Origin of the sequence: Tychonema sp. LEGE 07196, assembly GCF_963890365.1 — a bacterium.
Taxonomy (GTDB): domain Bacteria; phylum Cyanobacteriota; class Cyanobacteriia; order Cyanobacteriales; family Microcoleaceae; genus Microcoleus.
In genome coordinates this window covers 1-17654 of record NZ_CAWPRX010000053.1, presented here as the reverse complement: position 1 = coordinate 17654, position 17654 = coordinate 1, and the positions used below count along the sequence as shown (strand labels likewise).

The 17654-nt window shown below is 44.8% G+C and carries 10 protein-coding genes and 1 pseudogene; 3 read left to right on the top strand and 8 right to left on the bottom strand.

Going from position 1 to position 17654, the window contains the following annotated elements; all coding sequences use genetic code 11:
* From AACV78_RS06910 to AACV78_RS06895, 4 genes and pseudogenes are all read right to left on the bottom strand, one after another.
* The coding region (locus AACV78_RS06910) for an Ig-like domain-containing protein (RefSeq protein WP_194074395.1) at window positions 1-2286 on the bottom strand (2286 nt) is incomplete at its 3' end.
* A gap of 219 nt (window positions 2287-2505) precedes the next feature.
* Window positions 2506-2880: pseudogene (locus AACV78_RS06905) on the bottom strand (DUF4347 domain-containing protein); the annotation flags it as partial.
* Between the two features lie 978 nt (window positions 2881-3858).
* On the bottom strand, window positions 3859-4089 hold the full coding sequence (locus AACV78_RS06900; RefSeq protein WP_194011465.1) for a hypothetical protein: 231 nt from the start codon (window positions 4087-4089) through the stop codon (window positions 3859-3861).
* A 342-nt stretch (window positions 4090-4431) separates the two neighbouring features.
* A complete protein-coding gene (locus AACV78_RS06895) occupies window positions 4432-5229 on the bottom strand; it encodes a cation diffusion facilitator family transporter (protein WP_194011466.1) in 798 nt (265 codons plus the stop codon).
* A 55-nt stretch (window positions 5230-5284) separates the two neighbouring features.
* On the opposite strand from AACV78_RS06895, the gene hpsU reads away from it, so the two are divergent.
* Entirely contained in the window at window positions 5285-5965 is a 681-nt protein-coding gene (gene hpsU, locus AACV78_RS06890) for a hormogonium polysaccharide biosynthesis acetyltransferase HpsU (protein WP_194011467.1), read from the top strand.
* Between the two features lie 64 nt (window positions 5966-6029).
* Here hpsU and AACV78_RS06885 read toward each other — a convergent pair whose 3' ends face one another.
* Entirely contained in the window at window positions 6030-6269 is a 240-nt protein-coding gene (locus AACV78_RS06885; RefSeq protein ID WP_194011468.1) for a hypothetical protein, read from the bottom strand.
* 77 nt (window positions 6270-6346) lie between these two features.
* Between AACV78_RS06885 and AACV78_RS06880 the strand changes: the two genes are divergently transcribed.
* Window positions 6347-7795 (top strand): mechanosensitive ion channel domain-containing protein, encoded by a 1449-nt coding sequence (locus tag AACV78_RS06880; RefSeq protein WP_228042634.1) that lies wholly within the window; start codon window positions 6347-6349, stop codon window positions 7793-7795.
* A 307-nt stretch (window positions 7796-8102) separates the two neighbouring features.
* On the opposite strand, the gene argZ is transcribed toward AACV78_RS06880, so the two are convergent.
* The 3 genes from argZ to AACV78_RS06865 form a co-directional block, all read right to left on the bottom strand.
* Window positions 8103-10217 carry a bifunctional arginine dihydrolase/ornithine cyclodeaminase gene (gene argZ, locus AACV78_RS06875; RefSeq protein ID WP_194011470.1) on the bottom strand — a complete coding sequence of 705 codons (2115 nt, stop codon included), beginning with the start codon at window positions 10215-10217 and terminating at the stop codon, window positions 8103-8105.
* A 279-nt stretch (window positions 10218-10496) separates the two neighbouring features.
* A complete protein-coding gene (locus AACV78_RS06870; RefSeq protein ID WP_194011471.1) occupies window positions 10497-13709 on the bottom strand; it encodes a PAS domain-containing protein in 3213 nt (1070 codons plus the stop codon).
* A gap of 1202 nt (window positions 13710-14911) precedes the next feature.
* The gene (locus AACV78_RS06865) at window positions 14912-15847 is read right to left on the bottom strand and encodes a glycosyltransferase (RefSeq protein WP_194011472.1); all 936 of its coding nucleotides are present in this window, start codon (window positions 15845-15847) and stop codon (window positions 14912-14914) included.
* Between the two features lie 328 nt (window positions 15848-16175).
* Here AACV78_RS06865 and AACV78_RS06860 point away from each other — a divergent pair, with 328 nt between their 5' ends.
* Entirely contained in the window at window positions 16176-17378 is a 1203-nt protein-coding gene (locus AACV78_RS06860; RefSeq protein ID WP_194011473.1) for an argininosuccinate synthase, read from the top strand.
* Window positions 17379-17654 lie beyond the last annotated feature (276 nt).

Here is a 17654-nt window from a genome sequence, read left to right as displayed (position 1 = left end):
ACTGGTAGTTGTGAAAGTAGGTACTGCCGGTGCGGTAGTATCTACTATCAAATTAACGGCACTCGAAGGAGTAGAAGTATTACCTGTCGCGTCGGTGGCTGTGGCAGTAAAGGGGTAGTTGCCATCAACTAAAGCTGTTGTGGGAGTAAAACTCCAGTTACCTGAAGCATCTACAATCGCAGTACCTACAACAGTTGTGCCTTGTAAAATATTAACGGTACTGTTGGGTTCTGCTGTTCCTACCAACGTTGGAGTGCTATCGTTAGTTGTGCCACTGGTAGTTGTGAAGATGGGTGTGTTGGGGGCAACAGCATCTATTAATATGCCTGTGGTGCTGGCGTTGGTGAAGGTGAGAATAGCGCTAGCATTGTTGGCATTTTGAATGGTAGCACCTGCCGGTAAACTTAAGGCTGTGCCAAGTGTGATGCCGTCAGTATCTAGGTTGCCGGTAACAACACTGTAGCGGAAATTGTGGGTGGTGGCTGATGCTCCATCACCATTAAGAGTCGCGTTGACGGTACCGCCAGTATTTAGGGTAATGGGTAAGTTGGCACCGTTGGTGATGGTGACTGCTTCGTTGAAGGTAACGGTAAAGTCGAGGTTTTCTCCTGCTACATAGGTTTTGTTCGCGGGTATGCTGACATTGGTGATGGTAGGTGCGGGGTTTACGGTGATGGTGAAAGGTTGGCTGGTGGAGGTATCGATTCCGCCGTTAGCAGTGCCGCCGCTATCTTGCACTGCAACATCAAAGGTGGAGGTGCCAGAGGCGGTGGCGGCGGGGGTGTAGGTGAGGTTGCCGGCAGCGTCTACTGCTGGGGCTGTGGTAAATAATGCAGAATTGCTGATGTTGCTAACTGTGTAAGTGGCTGTTTGGGTGGCTTCATCTGTTCCCCCGCCAGGGCTGAAGGTGGCCCAATTTGTTAAGGTTTGCGCCCCTGGATTTTGATTGACTGCGACGGGGTTGGTGGCGCTGAAGCTGGGAATGTCGTTGACTGGGTTGACGGTGACATCAAAAGATTTAGTGACAGTGCCAGCATCGGCATCTGTGACGGTGACGCTGATGTTAGCAGTGCCGTTAGCGTTGGCTGTGGGAGTGTATTTGAGGGTAGCTGTGCCATCATTGTTGTTGGTAATAGTGGGCGTACCAGTTAAGGCTGTGTTAGCGGAAATGGCTGTGAGAGTCAGGGCGTTAGTTGCGGTTTCTAAATCACTTATGCCTGTGAGAGTAATGGTTTGTTCGGTTGCGTCTTCGTTAATTGCTGTTGGGTTAGTGATGGTGTCGAGGAGGGGGACATCGTTAGTTTTTGAGGCTAATGTGTAGTAGCCATCATTGAGCAATCCGACATTAACATTACTCAATGTTACTTGGTCGCCAGCGATGCTGAAAGTGCTGCTAGTAGTGAAAGTGGCATTGTTGACGTAAGCGAAAGCACCTGTTGTTCCAGCACGATATAATAGATGATATTTTCCAGTAGGAGTACCACCTAATCCTGTGTCGGAAAAGTCGAAGGTGAGGTTGGCTGTTCCACCATTAGTATTGACATCAGTTTTATCGAGATACCACACGCGAGATAAACGGTTAATTCCACTAGCGCTGGGAACTGTGGGAAGGTCTGTTGTAACATTGGTGGCATTGGTTGTTTCTATTTGACCGGCAAGTAGATAGTCGCCGTTGTCTTGCAGGAATGTGCCATTATCTATGATTAAACCGCCTGTGGTGTTGCCATTCGTGTTGCTGCCGGTGGCTTCTTTGCCAATGCCTGCTACATTCCAGTCGTACTCACCATTTACTGCTGTATCGCCTGCATAGTAGTCTCCACTGGTTAGGGCAATATTGTATTTGGCACTCAGGTAGTTATCAGCCAGGGTGCGTTCAGCATCATTGAGGACGCGATTAAAAGCAATGACCTCTGCTACTTTACCATCAGATTGTTGGGTGACAGTGCCGGTCAAAATTGCTCCACCTAGAGCCAGTTTTTGTGGCGGTGCGACTCCAGCATTATTTGCTGCTAGTGAAGTGCCATTCCTGTAAAGAGTGGAAAGAGCACCTGTCCCTGTTGCGGTATAAATAATGGGAGCGCCTGTAAAAGGTGTATTTGGCTGATAAACCCAGCCATTCGCGAAAAAATGGTCTTCTCCCGCAGGCGCAACCAGGCTATGATATCCTAGCAACCAATTATTGCCAGCAGTCGCACTAGAAATTAACCGTTGTTTTGAAGCTCCATCTAGCTTAGAAACAGTTAAAACAGTATAGGGGTTAGCAATTGCGCCCCCGACTGAGTACACATTAATGCCATCAAATTTAACAACGGATTGCCCATTAATTTCATTTGTGACAAGAGTAGCACCCGTCCCTGTGGCATTGTTTCCGACACCTGATGAATCTGCCCAAGTTGTGACAGCACTACCATTAGCACCTGCAATGGTGTTGGCTTTTAGCCATACTTGAAGCGGTGTACCGGTAACTATATCTACCCCTCCCGGGCCATTACCTAAAATACCGCTGTAAGCGGCTGTGACTTCGGGAGAAAATGCTAAAGCGGCTTGAATTTTACCGCTGATAAATTCTAAGTTCCAGTTTCCTCCTAATTTGGCATTTCCTGTGGGAGTAGTGGATGCTGCAACGTTGGCTTTTGTGAATTGACTGAGGCGTTTAACGAAGGCTTTTCCTTGTTCGGTTTGGGCAACATTACATCCGTAGAGGAGAATGTCTGCGTTAGTTTTTAAGGCTTTACCCCATTGTTTTATGGTGGCTGCGTGGGTTTCTAGGGTTGTTTTGTTGAAGGGAGAGTTGCCCAGAAATAGCGTGCCGTCGCTACCGTGAGAAACAATGTGAATGGATGATAATTCTTGGGCTGAGGCTAAGGCGTTTGTAATTTGCTCGACAGCGCTAAAATTTTCATTTTAAATGAAAATTTTAGCGCTGTCGATGCCGTCGAGCAGGCTTTGACGATCCTGTACAGAGGAGTCAACGAAAATTATTTGATTGTTCATGGTATATGACCTGATTTTTTTTACTGAGTCTTAGATGTATAGCCGTTAAAAATCTATGTTGATTTTAACTTGCCGACACAATATAGTGCTAGCGCGGCTATTTTTTCAGATGTCCGAATGTCTCATCTGGCTATAAAATTTAGCCCGTTATGCTGGAAAAAATAACTGGGAAGTATTCAAGTTGGTGCGCCGAATTAGTGGCTTGATGCTAAGCTGTCGGACAAATAAACATTGTATGTTCAGGGCGGGCTAGAAGCCCAACCCCTACTCCCCACAAGAGTTTTATTGTTTTTTGACATACAGTGTAAATGTAGAACAGCTTATCCATTATCCGCGCGATTTTCCTGATGCACTAGATGACTTTTGCTTCGGCAATAGTTCCTGAATTGATTGTAATTTGCTGCACCACAGGTGATGGCGATCGAGATTGCAAAAATATTTTGCGGTGATTTGGCGGATAGGAATAGAGAAAAAGACATTAATAATGAGAGTCTGTTTTTGTTAGGGAATATTAACACAGATAACTCATTGTCTTCGCTCGTCGATTGTAAAATTCGATCGACTTGTATCGCCCGCAGGGCTAGTTCTAGATGCGTGAGAGCGGGCGTTTTGGCGCAACATATCTGCTAGCCCAGGACTTACGCACTCGACCAAAGAAACCGGGTTTTTTGCTCAATCTGCGGGCTGTAACGAGATAATTTCGTAAAAAAACCCGGTTTCTGAACCCCCCCTGCGATCGCCCTATAGCCAAGTAGATCCTGACCGTGGCAGTCTCGATCTAAAGCAGGTTTTAACTTGCCTCCTGTAGGAATGTGGGCGTAAAAATTACATACAAGTTAACTCTATCACGCTCGTTGTAGATTTTTATACATGATAATTATTTTTAATGTTTTGTAACACGGCTCTTTTGGCTGACGATATCTTGACAATTAAGATATGGCGAGTTGACTTTCGATCGCCTGCTTGTGTAACAGACCAAACAGTAAAAGTAGATGGGAGGGCGGGACACATCATATCAATTCCGGTTGCACTCCTCATGACTGTTAACTGTTGACTGTTAACTGTTGACTGTTGACTGTTAACTGAAAATTCCACTGATGTTTTGTGGTAACTGGCACGGGGAATTAATGAATTTTTACCTAATACCAGTTTTCTAAAGATGTGCTATGGATGAAGTCTTAGCCCCCCCCCCCGAAATCGCGGGGGGGTTGGGGGGTAATAAGTAGCGCTACTTTATGAAATTGGTATAATAGACGTCTTGCAAAAGTCAAAAACTCACCCCCCTCAGTCCCCCCTTAGCAAGGGGGGAAGCAAGAAAAATCAGGCTCCCTCCCCGAACTCGCGGGGAGGGTTGGGGAGGGGCCTCAGTATTTTTGCAAGAGGTATAATTTATCATTCTGATGCAACCGGAAATGATATCACAAGAATTTCATCTCACTAGATTAATTCTTCTAGTGATGGGAAAAGCAATTTTTCGGCGCTGACTTTTTCGCAATCGCAAGGCTGTTGATTTGCGGATATTTCTGAGACTTTTCCCATCAGCAATTGGATGCTTTCGATTAGCAATGGTAAAGTTAATAAAATAATTGATGCGGACACCAACAAGCTAATTAAGCCGTCGGCCCAATTCCAGTGTAGCCACGCCACGGCGATCGCAGCTAAAATTACTCCAACCGACGAAAAAATGTCGGCGACGGCGTGCAGAAACGCGCTTTTGAGGTTCAAGTCGCCGTGACAGCAGGAATGCAAGCAGCAAGCGTTGATCGAGTTGATGCTTAAACCGACTGTGGCGGTAATTAACATCGGGAGTCCTTCTACTTCGGAGGTTGGAGACTGCAAGCGGGCGATCGACTCTGCTGCAATCCACAGGGCGATCGCCACTAAACTGATACTATTAATTACAGCGGCAATTATTTCTCCTCGTTCCGGGATTGGCGATCGGGCGATCGCACAATCTACTGATTTACTTTGGCGTTTGACTGAAGAGTACCAAGTGGCTGTCAAAGTTATTGCTAAAGCTGCTACATCTGAAAAAACGTGACCCGCATCTGCTAGTAGGGACAAACTATGAGAATTAAGTGCAGCGATTAACTCTGCTATAAAGAAGCTGCTAAGCAGTACCAAAGCTATTTGTAAAAGTCGCACTTTGTTGTCAATTCTGGGATTTTGATTTTCGCATTGTGCCAGATCCTTGGCTTTTTCAGAGTGTAAATTGTCCCTAACTGGAAATATCATGCAGCAGTCCTTAAGCTTAAACTAGATTTTTAATTAAACATTAAACTAAGTATCAATGACTTATAATATACCAACTCCGCACCAACAACCGGAAAATCCGATCGCAAATTCCCCAAATCCTGAAATAAACTCTAGTTCAATTAGCGACAATCACCCAAATACTTTGACTGGCGAATCTTTAATTGATTTGCGACTGTACAACCAGTCAAAGTTCGATCGCGGCCGGCCTGGTTGGCTAATTTTGATTTGGTGGTTGGTACAGGCGATCGCATTTCCCCTCACTCCACACCCTTTTAACGGCATCAGAAGCGGGTTGCTGCGGTTGTTTGGTGCGAAAATAGGTTTTGGCGCAATTATCCGTCCTACGGCTCGTTTTACCTATCCTTGGAAAATTGAAATCGGCGATTATAGTTGGATCGGCGACGATGTTGTATTGTACAGTCTCGATCGAATTGCGATCGGCAAACACTGCGTCATTTCTCAAAAAAGTTACCTTTGCACCGGCACCCACGACACCCAAGACCCAGCCTTCGGCTTAATCACAGCACCTGTTATCATAAATAACGGCGTTTGGATTGCCGCCGACTGCTTCATTGGCCCCGGTGTCGAAATCGGTGCCAACGCTTTAATTGGAGCTCGCAGCAGCGTCTTTAAAAATATGCCAGCCGGCTTTGTTTGTACGGGAACACCCTGTCGTCCCCGCTACGAGCGAGAAATTAAAAAAAGTTGGGAGTAACGGAGAGATTGCTTGTTACCAGCAAGATCCCGATGGTGCTTCTGGGGTGAGGAAAAGCCTCTCTTTACCTCGCAGCTTCTAGAAACAGAGAAATGTGGCAGATGTTTAATTTATTAAATTTTCGTTCTTGAGATATTGCACTCTTCTCAATCACAGTATAGTGTCCGATCGAGCGATCGCCATAAGATTTGTTCGCAGCATCAGACTTAACTCCTCTGATGCTACAGACTAAAGGGACAGTACAAACTGTTGCCCGATCGCGCTCAAATAAAAAATGCTTTTTGCCAAAATGATCGGCTCCCACTTTACTTAACTTACCACACAATGACTGTAGATACAATCCCCCAAGAATTACTAACCAATATCTCCCAAATGTTCACAATGACCTTATTTAAAATCGGGGAAAATCCGGTTTCGCTGCGGTCAATTGTGGAACTGATTGTATTGTTCATGGCTATCCTGATCGTAGCCCGCTCTTTTACCAATTTTCTTAAAGAACGATTGCTAGTTAAATTGGGAATTGACGAAGGAAACCGGGAAGCGATCGCCGTAATTTTACGATACTTAATAGTCGCTTTGGGAGTGATATTCGCCATCCAAAGCATCGGTGTCAACCTTGCTTCCTTGGCAGTCGTTGCAGGGGGATTGGGAGTCGGAATTGGCTTCGGAATCCAGGATTTAACAACTAATTTTGTCAGCGGCTTAACGCTGCTTTTAGACAGGCCGGTGAAAGTCGGAGACTTTGTGGAATTAGAAGGATTGATGGGAATAGTCAAAAAAATCACGATTCGCTCCACCATCGTCCAAACCACTGATGACTCAAGCGTTATAGTTCCAAACAGCACTATAATTAGCAACAAAATTGTTAACTGGAGTTACGAAAGCTCGTTACTTTGTCTGCGACTATCCATAGAAGTAGCCGAGAATAGCGACCCGCTCTTAGTGACAGAAACTCTATTAAATATTGCTTACGCGGAAGCGGGAGTTTTGTACGAACCGACTCCGAAAGTATTGTTTGTTGAATTTGGCGAGGATAGTTTTAAATTTGAGCTTTTAGTTTGGACAGACAAACCCGTAGAAAGAGAATTTATTAAAAGTTCTTTGAATTTTGCCATTCAGTACAATTTTCGCCAGCAGGGAATTGACTTTCCTTTCAATGACAGAGACTTGTATTTACGAAATCCCGAAGTTTTATTGTCGCTGTTCGATCCAAATAAAACAGCAATCTCCACCGCTGAAACTTTACCTAAAAACGATCGGAAATCTCCTGTTTCGGTAGGAGAAGAAGTCAAAACGCAATTGTCCCTTAGTTCTTTGCTGCGAAAGGTAGAATATTTTGAACATTTGACGGATTTAGAATTGCGGCAATTGATTGAAGTGGGATACCGCCAACGGCTGCAACCACAAGAATTTTTATTTCACGAAAACGATCCGGGAGATGCTTTTTATTTGATTCTTTCAGGTTCGGTGGAAGTTTTTGTGGAAGCTATTGACAAACACTTGAATTATCTTAGTGTCGGTCAGTTTTTGGGGGAACTTTCTTTGATGTTGGGAATCCCCAGAACTGCTTCGGTGAGAGCTTTGGAAGAAACTATTTTGTTTGGCATCAATAAGGAAGGTTTCCAGAAAGTTTTAACGGAAAGACCGGATTTATACGAACAGATTATTGAGGAGATAGTCAAGCACAAAGAAGAGTTAAGCGAGAGACAGCAACTGTTGCGAGAGATGCAGTTGGTAGAAGCATCTGAAGAAGATGATGATGAAAATCCTGTAGAGTGGGTGAGAAAACGGCTGAAAGATTTATTTGGTGTTGAAGCAAAAGATGGCTAAATCAACAGCGTGCAATTATGTTAGGATGGAAAACTTAATAATATCAAATCCGGTAGCATCGGAATGATTCAGATATACATTCTCGGACTCTGTGTACTCTGTGTTCTAGCGCCGGTTAAATCATTCCGATCCAACCGGAAACGATATAACTTCAATACCTCCTACAGTCCTCTCTCCTATAAGTTGCCTTCCTCAAAGGAGGCAGAGCCTCCACACCTGCATTACCAGGCAGAGCCTGGTAACGAGCAAAAACAGTTAACAGTTAACAGTTAACAGTTAACAGCTAACAGTTAACATCATTCCGAATCTAGGCAGATTGAGTTATATGATGGCGGCTGGTCAACTTATCCAATTGATTCACCAACAAACTTAGGAACAATCCCACATCGGTGACAACTCCCGTAGATTCGATCGACCCGCGATCGCTCAATTTCGTCACCACAGCCGGATTAATGTCCACACAGACCATCTTCACACCCGCCGGTGTCATATTTCCCACACCGATCGAGTGCAGCATAGACGACAGCATTAACACCATATCCGCGCCCCGTAACAGCTCAGTATACTCTTCTTGAGCCTTAACCATATCCATTTGCGTGTCGGGAAGCGGCCCGTCATCGCGGATCGAACCTGCTAGCGAAAACGGTATATTGTGCTTCACGCATTCGTACATCACACCGCTGGTAATTACGCCTGCTTCCACGACTTTAGCAATACTTCCATAACGCCGCGTGGTGTTAATCATTTTCAAGTGGTGTCGGTGTCCGCCGCGCACAGCAACGCCGCGTTTCATGTCAACTCCCAAGGAAGTTCCCATGCTCGATTGTTCCATGTCGTGAACTGCGATCGCATTTCCACCCAACAATGCTTGCACGTAACCTTCGCGAATCAAATGCGCTAAATGTTCGCCGCCGCCAGTGTGGATCACAACAGGCCCCGCCGTCACTACCACTTTGCCACCGCGATCGCGAATTTGGCGCAATTCCCACGCTACTTGTTCCACTACCAATTCTACCCGGCGCTCGCTAGAAACGCTACCGGACATAAAGCTAAATTCTTGAGAATTTCGCTGTTCCCGCGATTCTGTTTTGCGGATAGTGCGGATGCCGACCACATCAACAACGACTTTTTCACCTACTTTTAAATCGCGCAATAATTTGCACGTAGCCACCGGGCCTTCTGCGGTTTCAGTAATCGCAACTGCACCATCCATCCGCTGATTTCGTGCTTTCACCCACTGACCGTTTATCCGCACTTCCGTGGGATAAATTGTAGTAACATAAAAGTCATCCGGGCCGACACCATCTTGGACGACATCTTCTAAAATAGCGTCGCAAATCTCTTGCGGTGGCGGCACTGCACCCAAGTCGATCAGCAATCCCATGATTTCTTCCATCACTTCGTGGGAAGGTGCCGAAACTTTCACATCTGCGGATGATGTGCTTTGGCGCTGCACTCCGAGATTGAAATTGAGCACTTGGAAACTGCCGCCGTTTTCGATAATTAAGTCTAAAGCACGGCTGATTAAACCGGCATCCAGCAGATGGCCTTCCATGCGAATTGTGCGGCTTTCTACCATCACGTTTGCCGATCGATCTTCTTGCACCGGTTCCGTTACCCGCAGCGTCAAACACTTACAAGCACCGCCCGCTTTCAGAAATTCGCTCATCGGCGTTTCAATGACTTTGAAGCCTGCTTGAGCGATCCGCGTTTTCAAGCCTTCGCTGACCTTGTTCATTACCACAGTTTTGTCAATATTGACGGCATTGCAGGCAAAATTGGCGGCATCTGCTTCTTCAATGGCAATGCGTTTTTCCGGCGCAACTCGCATTTCAATTAAGCGGTTGGAGTAGGAGTCAAATGCTGCTGGATAGTAGAGCAAATAGCCACCTGTCAGGGGACAAAAACAGGTATCTAAATGATAGAAACGTTCGTCTACTAAACGCAGCGAAAGCACTTCTATGTTGAGCCATTTTGCTAGCAACGGGTGCGAGTCGAGTTCGGAACGGAAGCCGTATCCTGCCCACAACCAGCGTCCTTCGCGATCGAGCAAAGCGTCACCAGCACCTTCAAAGGGCAAATCTTTGGGGAGTTCGTGCACGGTAAAACCTTTGCTTTCAAACCATGCTTTGAAATAAGGTTCTTCGCCTTGACGTTCTTTGTGATAGAAACGGCTGAGGACGAAAGTATTGCCCAAAAGCAAACCTGCGTTGGCGGTGAACACCATATCCGGCCAGCCTTTTTCCGGCGGTACGAGGTCTACAAGGGCGTTGTCTTTGAGGACGCGGTAGAGTTTTTCCCACTGTTCCACAGCGCGATCGCGCGATGATTTGTGGACGTTTCCCTCCATCCAAGGGTTAATTACATAATCGACATCGTAGTGGTCGGGAGCACACATCAGAAAGCGTATTGAATCAGTCATAATTCAGTTAAAATGTAGTAGATGCTACAGACGCGGGTTGAGATAATATGTATGAAATCAACTGTTAAATTCATTCCTAAGAGGAAGAGTTCAACGTCTAGCAGCATAAAAATTAGGTTTTAATTCTATCACGATTAACATAAGATCCAATTAGACCACAGATGGTTTCCATGAAATATCGAATCAAATGTCAGGGTTTGATGTTATTTGCCGTCAATTAGCCTTAACAAAAGGTTTTTAGTGAGGACTTTAATCCGCTGATTTATGCGACTAAAATCCTTACTGCAAACCTGTTTTAGTTTTCACTTTTTGCAGAATCGGCAGTTCGATCGCAAATTCTGTTCCCCGCCCAACCTCTGAATGACACTGCAACTTACCGCCGTGGGTGTCTTTGACAATTTGGTAACTAATCGACAACCCCAAACCAGTACCGCTGCCGATCGGCTTTGTAGTGAAAAACGGGTCAAACATCCTTGACTGCACCTCTGCGGGGATACCGGGCCCGCTGTCAGCAATCCGCACAACAACTTGATTGTCCCTATTTATTTCAGTGCTAATGCGAATCTGAGGATTTTGCTCAAACATTTGTCCAGCATCATTTGTAACTGTTGAAATATTGTTTGCTAATGACGAATGACTGATGAATAACGACTCTTCCACAGCATCGATCGCATTCAACAGCAAATTCATAAATACCTGGTTTAATTGCGCCGGATAACACTCGATTTTTGGTAGTTTGCCGTAATTTTTAACAACTTCAATTTCCCGACCTTTTGAATGTGACTGCAATCGGTGCTGTAAAATCACCAACGTGCTCTCTATTCCTTCATGAATATCTGTTAATTTGATATCTTTTTCATCGAGTCTCGAAAAATTTCTTAAAGAAACCACAATCTGCTTAATTCGGTTAGCACCTCCCTGCATTGAAGCCATGATTCTCGGAAAATCTTCAGCGATAAAATCTACATCTACTTCTAGCAATTCTGCCGCAATTTCTGGAACTGGTTCAGGATAGTGCTGCTGGTATATCTCGATCAACTTTACCAACTCGCAGGCGTACTGTCGGGCAGGAATAATATTGCCGTAAATGAAGCTGATTGGGTTGTTAATTTCGTGGGCTACTCCTGCTACCATTTGACCGATACTTGACATTTTTTCCGCTTGAATGAGATGAGATTGAGCATTTTTTAAGTGTTCCAGAGTTTGTGCTAACTCTTGAGCTTTTTCTCGTTCTCGCTGTTCGCTAAATTGCAAATTTACTTCTGCTTGTTTGCGATCGCTAATATCGATATGGGTGCCAGTCATCCGCAAAGGATTTCCCCCATCATCCCGTTCCATCACCGTTCCTTGAGCCAAAATCCACTTCCAATCGCCGGATTTTGTCAACATCCGCAATTCCACTTCGTACATCGAACTTTTGCATTGAAAGTGAGTTTCTAGTGCTGCTTGAGCCTGGGACAAATCCTCTGGATGTAACAGTTGCTCCCAAGATGTAAACTTATTTTCTATCTCGTCTACTTCATATCCCAACATCGTCTTCCAGCGCGAATTAAAATAGACTTCTCCCGTCACAAGATTCCAATCCCACAACCCCATCGCACTGCCTTCAAATGCCAGATAAAAACGTTCTTCGCTAAGTTGCAAGGCTGCTTCTGCTTGTTTGCGATCGGTGATATCCATGACTGTTCCCAACAGTTTGATTACTTCTCCGGTTTCGGTAAAAACAGATGTGCCCCTTGCTTCCACGTATCTGATTTGACCGCTAGAATGCAAAATCCGCAATTCTTTTTTGTAGGAACTTCCTTGCGAAATAGCGAGGCTAACAGTTTCTTTGAAGGAGTCTCTGTCGTCGGGATGATACATCCGTAAAAGTTGGACGTATGTCGGTTCAGATGCGGTTGAGTCAAGACCAAAAATGCGGAATACTTCTTCTGACCAAGTAATCTTATTTGCTATAATATCAAATTCCCAACTGCCGATACGGGCAATTTTCTGGGCTGCTGCTAGACTAGCTTCGCTTTGTTGCAGTTTCAGTCGCTGCTGTTCGTCTTGTTCGAGAAGATTGGCTTGGGCGATCGCAATTCCCATTTGTGCCGCCACAGTTTTCAATAATCCGATCTCATCTTGCGTCCATTGGCGGCGATCGTACTGGTGCAAGCACATCATTCCGTTAGGTTTTCCCTGGTAGGAAGTCCGCACGGCTATCATCGACTTCAAACCTATTTCCTCGCACAAACCTCTGACATTTTCTAGTAGCGGTTCAGCCAAAACATCATCAGAAACTACAACTTTATCTTGGGACAATACAAGCTGAACGTGATCGTTTCCCTCCACAGGAATTTCTAAATTTACCAGCGATTTTGATTCAAATTTTGTGTAATGAGCGACACAAGGAAGGCGGGGACTTGGATCTTCTGTGTAGGTGTGAATCAAGCAACTATCGGCATTAAAAACTCGACATATTTGGGCTGCTGCTGTTTGAAACACTCGATCCTGCTTTAAGCTGTAGCGAATTTCTAGAGTAATTGTTTCTAGCAGAAATCTTTGCTTGATTTGCCTTTCCAAAGCAGCTAAAGCTGTTTTGAGTTCGAGTTCTGCTTCTTTGCGATCGCTAATTTCAGTAGCACTTCCCAGAATTTTCCAAGGTTGGCCATCCGTTGTTCTGGTAAACACGGTATCCAGGCTAAAAAACCAGCGATATTCACCGTTTTTGTGCTGAATTCGGTACTCAATCTCAAAGCTTTCACCGTCTTTTGCTGCCTCAATCCGGTTCATGTGTTCTGAGAAAGCTCGCAAATCATCAGGGTGGATTAAATTAAGCAGAAATGCTGCTCCCATTTGTTGTATTTCTGCGAGGGAATAGCCAAGATCGCTATACAGTTCGCGATTAAGATATAAAATCCGGTGTTCAATCACATCATAAATGTACAAAACATTAGGATTCATTTTAATTACTGCTGACAACCAGTGCTGACTTTCTCGCAGTTCTGCTTCCACCCGCTTGCGTTCTTCTATTTCTGCTTGCAGCCGCGCATTTTGTTCTACAATTTGCTTGGAAAGACGACTGAGCAGCAGTTGATTTTGAATGCGGCTTACCACTTCTTCTGTTTGAAACGGTTTAGTAATGTAGTCTGCAGCACCAAGCGAAAAAGCTTTGACCTTATCAAAAACTTCATTTAAGGCACTGATAAAAATTACAGGAATATCTTTGGTTTTAGGACAAGCTTTTAGCTGTTCGCAAACTTGATAGCCATCCATACCGGGCATCATGATGTCGAGTAAAATCAAATCCGGTGGAGTCGAGCGAGCAAACTTGAGAGCGAATTTACCATCCCGTGTCGGGCGCACTTTGTATCCCTGCTTAGACAAAAATTGAGATAAAAGACGCAAGCTTTCTGGGTGGTCATCAACGATTAAAATGTTTGGTTTTAAGCTATCGCTTTCTGATGTTAGTGTTGGTGTTTGTGCGTATTTATTATCAAGCTTTTTCACAACCTACCCTCAATTTTTTATTAGTAAATTAATTTTAAAATACAGCAAACTGTCTAATATTTCGGTTATAAAATTATTAGCTTGCTGCAAGAGTCTTTCGTAAATGTTGCTTTAGGATGCGGATTTGAGCAATGCAAATTTTAATCAGCTCCGCATCTTGTTTTTCGATCGCTGGCGGTCATTCGATGTTAGATTTGAGATTTTAGACTTTGGCTAACGCTCAGTCGAAGGATTTTAGATTGACAAAGACAGATGAATCTGGGAGGTTGAACGGTAGTCTAAAATTTTGGGCTGCTCCCGACAGCCTTGGGGAAGCTTGCATCCGTTTTTGGCCTGGTCAATGAGCGACTGTATCCTCTGCTTTTATCAGCTATACGAGCATAAATCAGACTCTCAGCCTTGTTTGCGTTTGAGGCGGTGGAACTGTTAGATCGATCGCCCAAATAGCTTAGCCCTGATATTTGCAATAATTGTATCAAAAATATTGAAAGTTTTAAACCTTTTGCGGACAAAGTTATCCGAACCGATCGATTTTCACAGCCGATAATCCTCAAATCACTGGTAAATTCGGCAACTTTGATTAAAAGTAAAATCTTTACAGTGTTTTATTTAAGCAGTGTTTGGCCTGTATTTATCGGGTTGTTCGGACTTTTGTTTGGGTGTAGCGATGGCGAGATTACTATAAAAAATACTTACTGGATTCATTGAGATGCTCTATTTGTATTCTTTCGGCAGATTTACTTACTCTACACAGCAACTACACCAGCCCTGACAAGCTCTGACAATATCTACCAATCTTAATATTTTAACCGTAGGAATTTATATCGCGTGCGATTAGCATAACAAAAACCGTTCGCGCGTTCGCGCTGATTCCGCACGCACGATCCAATCTTATTGTTGTCAATCCACCGGACATGATATCATTTCACCAACCATCTTTAATTCACCTCTCAAATATTAATAAACTGCCCCCATCTACCCACCATAATTAAGGAAAAGGTTGAACCGTATTCGCGATGGGGGCGGGTTTTTGAGTTCTGCTATGATACGCTCTAAATTTCGGTGAAACGAACCCCCGATTTTTTGTTTAGGCGATCGGGATAATTTATGATATGGCGGTTCTCAAAAAAGCGAGATATGCCCTAGGCCCTAGGCCCGGTTTGGCCTATGCCGGAAGTACCTCATACCAGAGCACAGAAAGGCTATATCTTGCTATGAGCCGGCAATTCACCGTAAGCTGCATACACGGCTTTCACATTATACCAATTGAGAAAAATTCGAGCAATTTCCAAAGCTAACTGCGACTGACCTCGGTCAATCAGCAACTGCAAAAAAGGTTTCATTGTGCGCTCGTTCAGCATCCCGCCCAAAGATAAAACTCCCCACAGTATTTGGTGCAGAACAGTCATTTGAATCATCAGCCGCACGTTCCAACTAGGGTGTTTTTGATAAAACAAAACTCCCATTCTCCCGCGCTGAATTTCTCGGTCAATCATGCCTGGTATTTGCTCTAAATTAAAAGCTGGATGCCAGTGATAGCCGACAGCAGCCGGACATTTAATCAATTTTAAACCTAATTTTTTTAACCTGACACCCAATTCTAAATCTTCCCATCCGTACAATTGAAAGCGATTGTCAAATAGTCCAGCTTCTAGCAGCCAGTGGCGGGCGATCGCCACATTTCCCGTAGCAAAGTAAGCTGCTGAAAAATCTGTTATTTTGTAAGGTTCTGAGGTGGGATTGTCGAAATTGCAAGTATTAATCACGCTGCCATAAGTAAAAACCGCATCAGTATCCTTGTATGCTTGTATCAAAGCATCTGCGTGTGCTTGCAAAAAATGCTCCGTGACGACTAAATCGCTGTCAATAAAAATAATCGTATCGCCCTTAGCATCTTCCACGCCCAAATTCCGGGCGGCGGCGGGGCCTTGGTGAGATTGACAGATCGATCGCACGTGCGGCAACAAATCGGCATTTGCGGCCAACCACTCGATCGTCCCGTCCGTCGAACCATCATCGACTACAATCACCTCATAATCTGTCACGCTGCGATCGAACTGCTGATTTTCCAGAGCCAGTAGACATTTTGCCAAAATCAATTTACGATTGTACGTCGGAATCACAACACTAAAAAACACGGATCTTCCCCATCGCCACAGTTACCGTATCCCACGGTAGCAGATTTTTTGCAGCAACTTTCCCAGGAAATCGCCAAGTGTAGCAAAAAAAGCATATATAAATCTGTACTATTTCTGACAAGAATTAATCTGAATTAGGTGCATAATGAAAAGTCGGTTAAATTCCAATACGGTTGGGTTAACAGTGTTTATGGCCCGGAGATCCCCCTAAATCCCCCTTAAGAAGGGGGACTTTGAGAAGAATCTTGTCCCCCCCTTTTTAAGGGGGGCTAGGGGGGATCGGGCTCGGGCCCAACCGTATTAACTTAAATTCAGGATGTAAATAGCAATGAGTCGCGCTAAAAAAGTTGTGCTAGCATATTCCGGCGGAGTCGATACCTCTGTCTGCATTCCTTACCTGATGAAGGAGTGGGGAGTCGAAGAGGTAATTACTCTGGCGGCGGATTTGGGACAGGGAGACGAATTAGAACCAATCCGCAAAAAGGCTTTAGCATCGGGTGCTTCGGAATCTCTGGTAATTGATGCTACGGAGGAATTTATCAAAGATTATGCGTTTCCAGCAATTCAAGCTAACGCGCTTTACGAAAATCAGTATCCGCTTTCTACGGCGTTAGCCCGCCCGCTGATTGCTAAATTGTTAGTAGAAGCTGCCGAAAAATACGGTGCAGATGCGATCGCCCACGGTTGTACTGGTAAGGGAAACGATCAGGTGCGGTTTGATGTGTCGATCGGCGCGTTGAATCCTAAGATTAAGATTTTAGCACCCGCTAGGGAGTGGAAAATGAGCCGGGAGGAAACCATTGCCTACGGCGAGAAATGCGGGATTCCGTCGCCGGTGAAGAAGTCTTCGCCTTACAGTATCGATCGCAATTTGTTAGGAATGGCGATCGAAGCCGGCATCCTCGAAGATCCTTGGGCGGAACCGCCGGAAGAGGTGTTTTTGATGACAAAGGCGATCGAGCAAACTCCCAACACACCCGAATACATAGAAATCGGTTTCGAGTGCGGAAATCCTGTCAGTTTAAACGGCAAAGAATTATCACCAGTCGCCTTAATTACCCAACTCAACGAAACAGTTGGAAATCACGGAATCGGGCGCATCGACATGATAGAAAACCGCTTAGTCGGGATTAAATCGCGAGAGATTTATGAAACACCAGCGATTTTAGTGTTAATGCACGCGCACCGAGATTTAGAAAGCTTAACCCTGACAGGAGATGTGACGCGATACAAGCGCGGTATCGAAGAAACCTACAGCCAAATGATTTACAACGGTCTTTGGTACAACCCTTTAAAGACCGCTTTAGACGCATTCATTCAGGACACGCAAAAGCGAGTAACTGGAACAGTGAGGCTCAAACTATTCAAGGGAAATGCTACAATTGTCGGCCGCAAATCAGAAAATTCGCTGTACAGTTTCGACTTAGCAACCTACGGCGCAGAGGACGAATTCGACCACAAAGCAGCCGAAGGATTTGTCTATGTTTGGGGACTGCCAACTCGCATTTGGTCGGAAAAAAATAGAGGCTAGAAATTCTTAGGTAGGGTGCGCCCCGCGCACCTTATTGCAAGATTGCAGCAGCTAAGAGTCGGCGATTGAAACCGCATCTATACAAGCAATTTCCGCCTTCCGGGACTGAAGAATCAATTACTTCTTCGCAAATTTCAGTTGATACTCTCATAGTACATCCTCGTGCGATCGTACTCTAAATTCTAACCGTGTTATACCAATTTCATAAAGTAGCGCTAGATATTACCCCCCCAACCCCCCCTTATTAAGGGGGGGCTAAGAGTTCATCTATAGCAC

Coding starts and splice junctions, on each gene's coding strand:
- AACV78_RS06880 (WP_228042634.1), top strand. CDS start 6,347: ATGACCTTATTTAAAATCGGGGAAAATCCGGTTTCGCTGCGGTCAATT.
- hpsU (WP_194011467.1), top strand. CDS start 5,285: ATGACTTATAATATACCAACTCCGCACCAACAACCGGAAAATCCGATC.
- AACV78_RS06860 (WP_194011473.1), top strand. CDS start 16,176: ATGAGTCGCGCTAAAAAAGTTGTGCTAGCATATTCCGGCGGAGTCGAT.
- argZ (WP_194011470.1), bottom strand. CDS start 10,217: ATGACTGATTCAATACGCTTTCTGATGTGTGCTCCCGACCACTACGAT.
- AACV78_RS06895 (WP_194011466.1), bottom strand. CDS start 5,229: ATGATATTTCCAGTTAGGGACAATTTACACTCTGAAAAAGCCAAGGAT.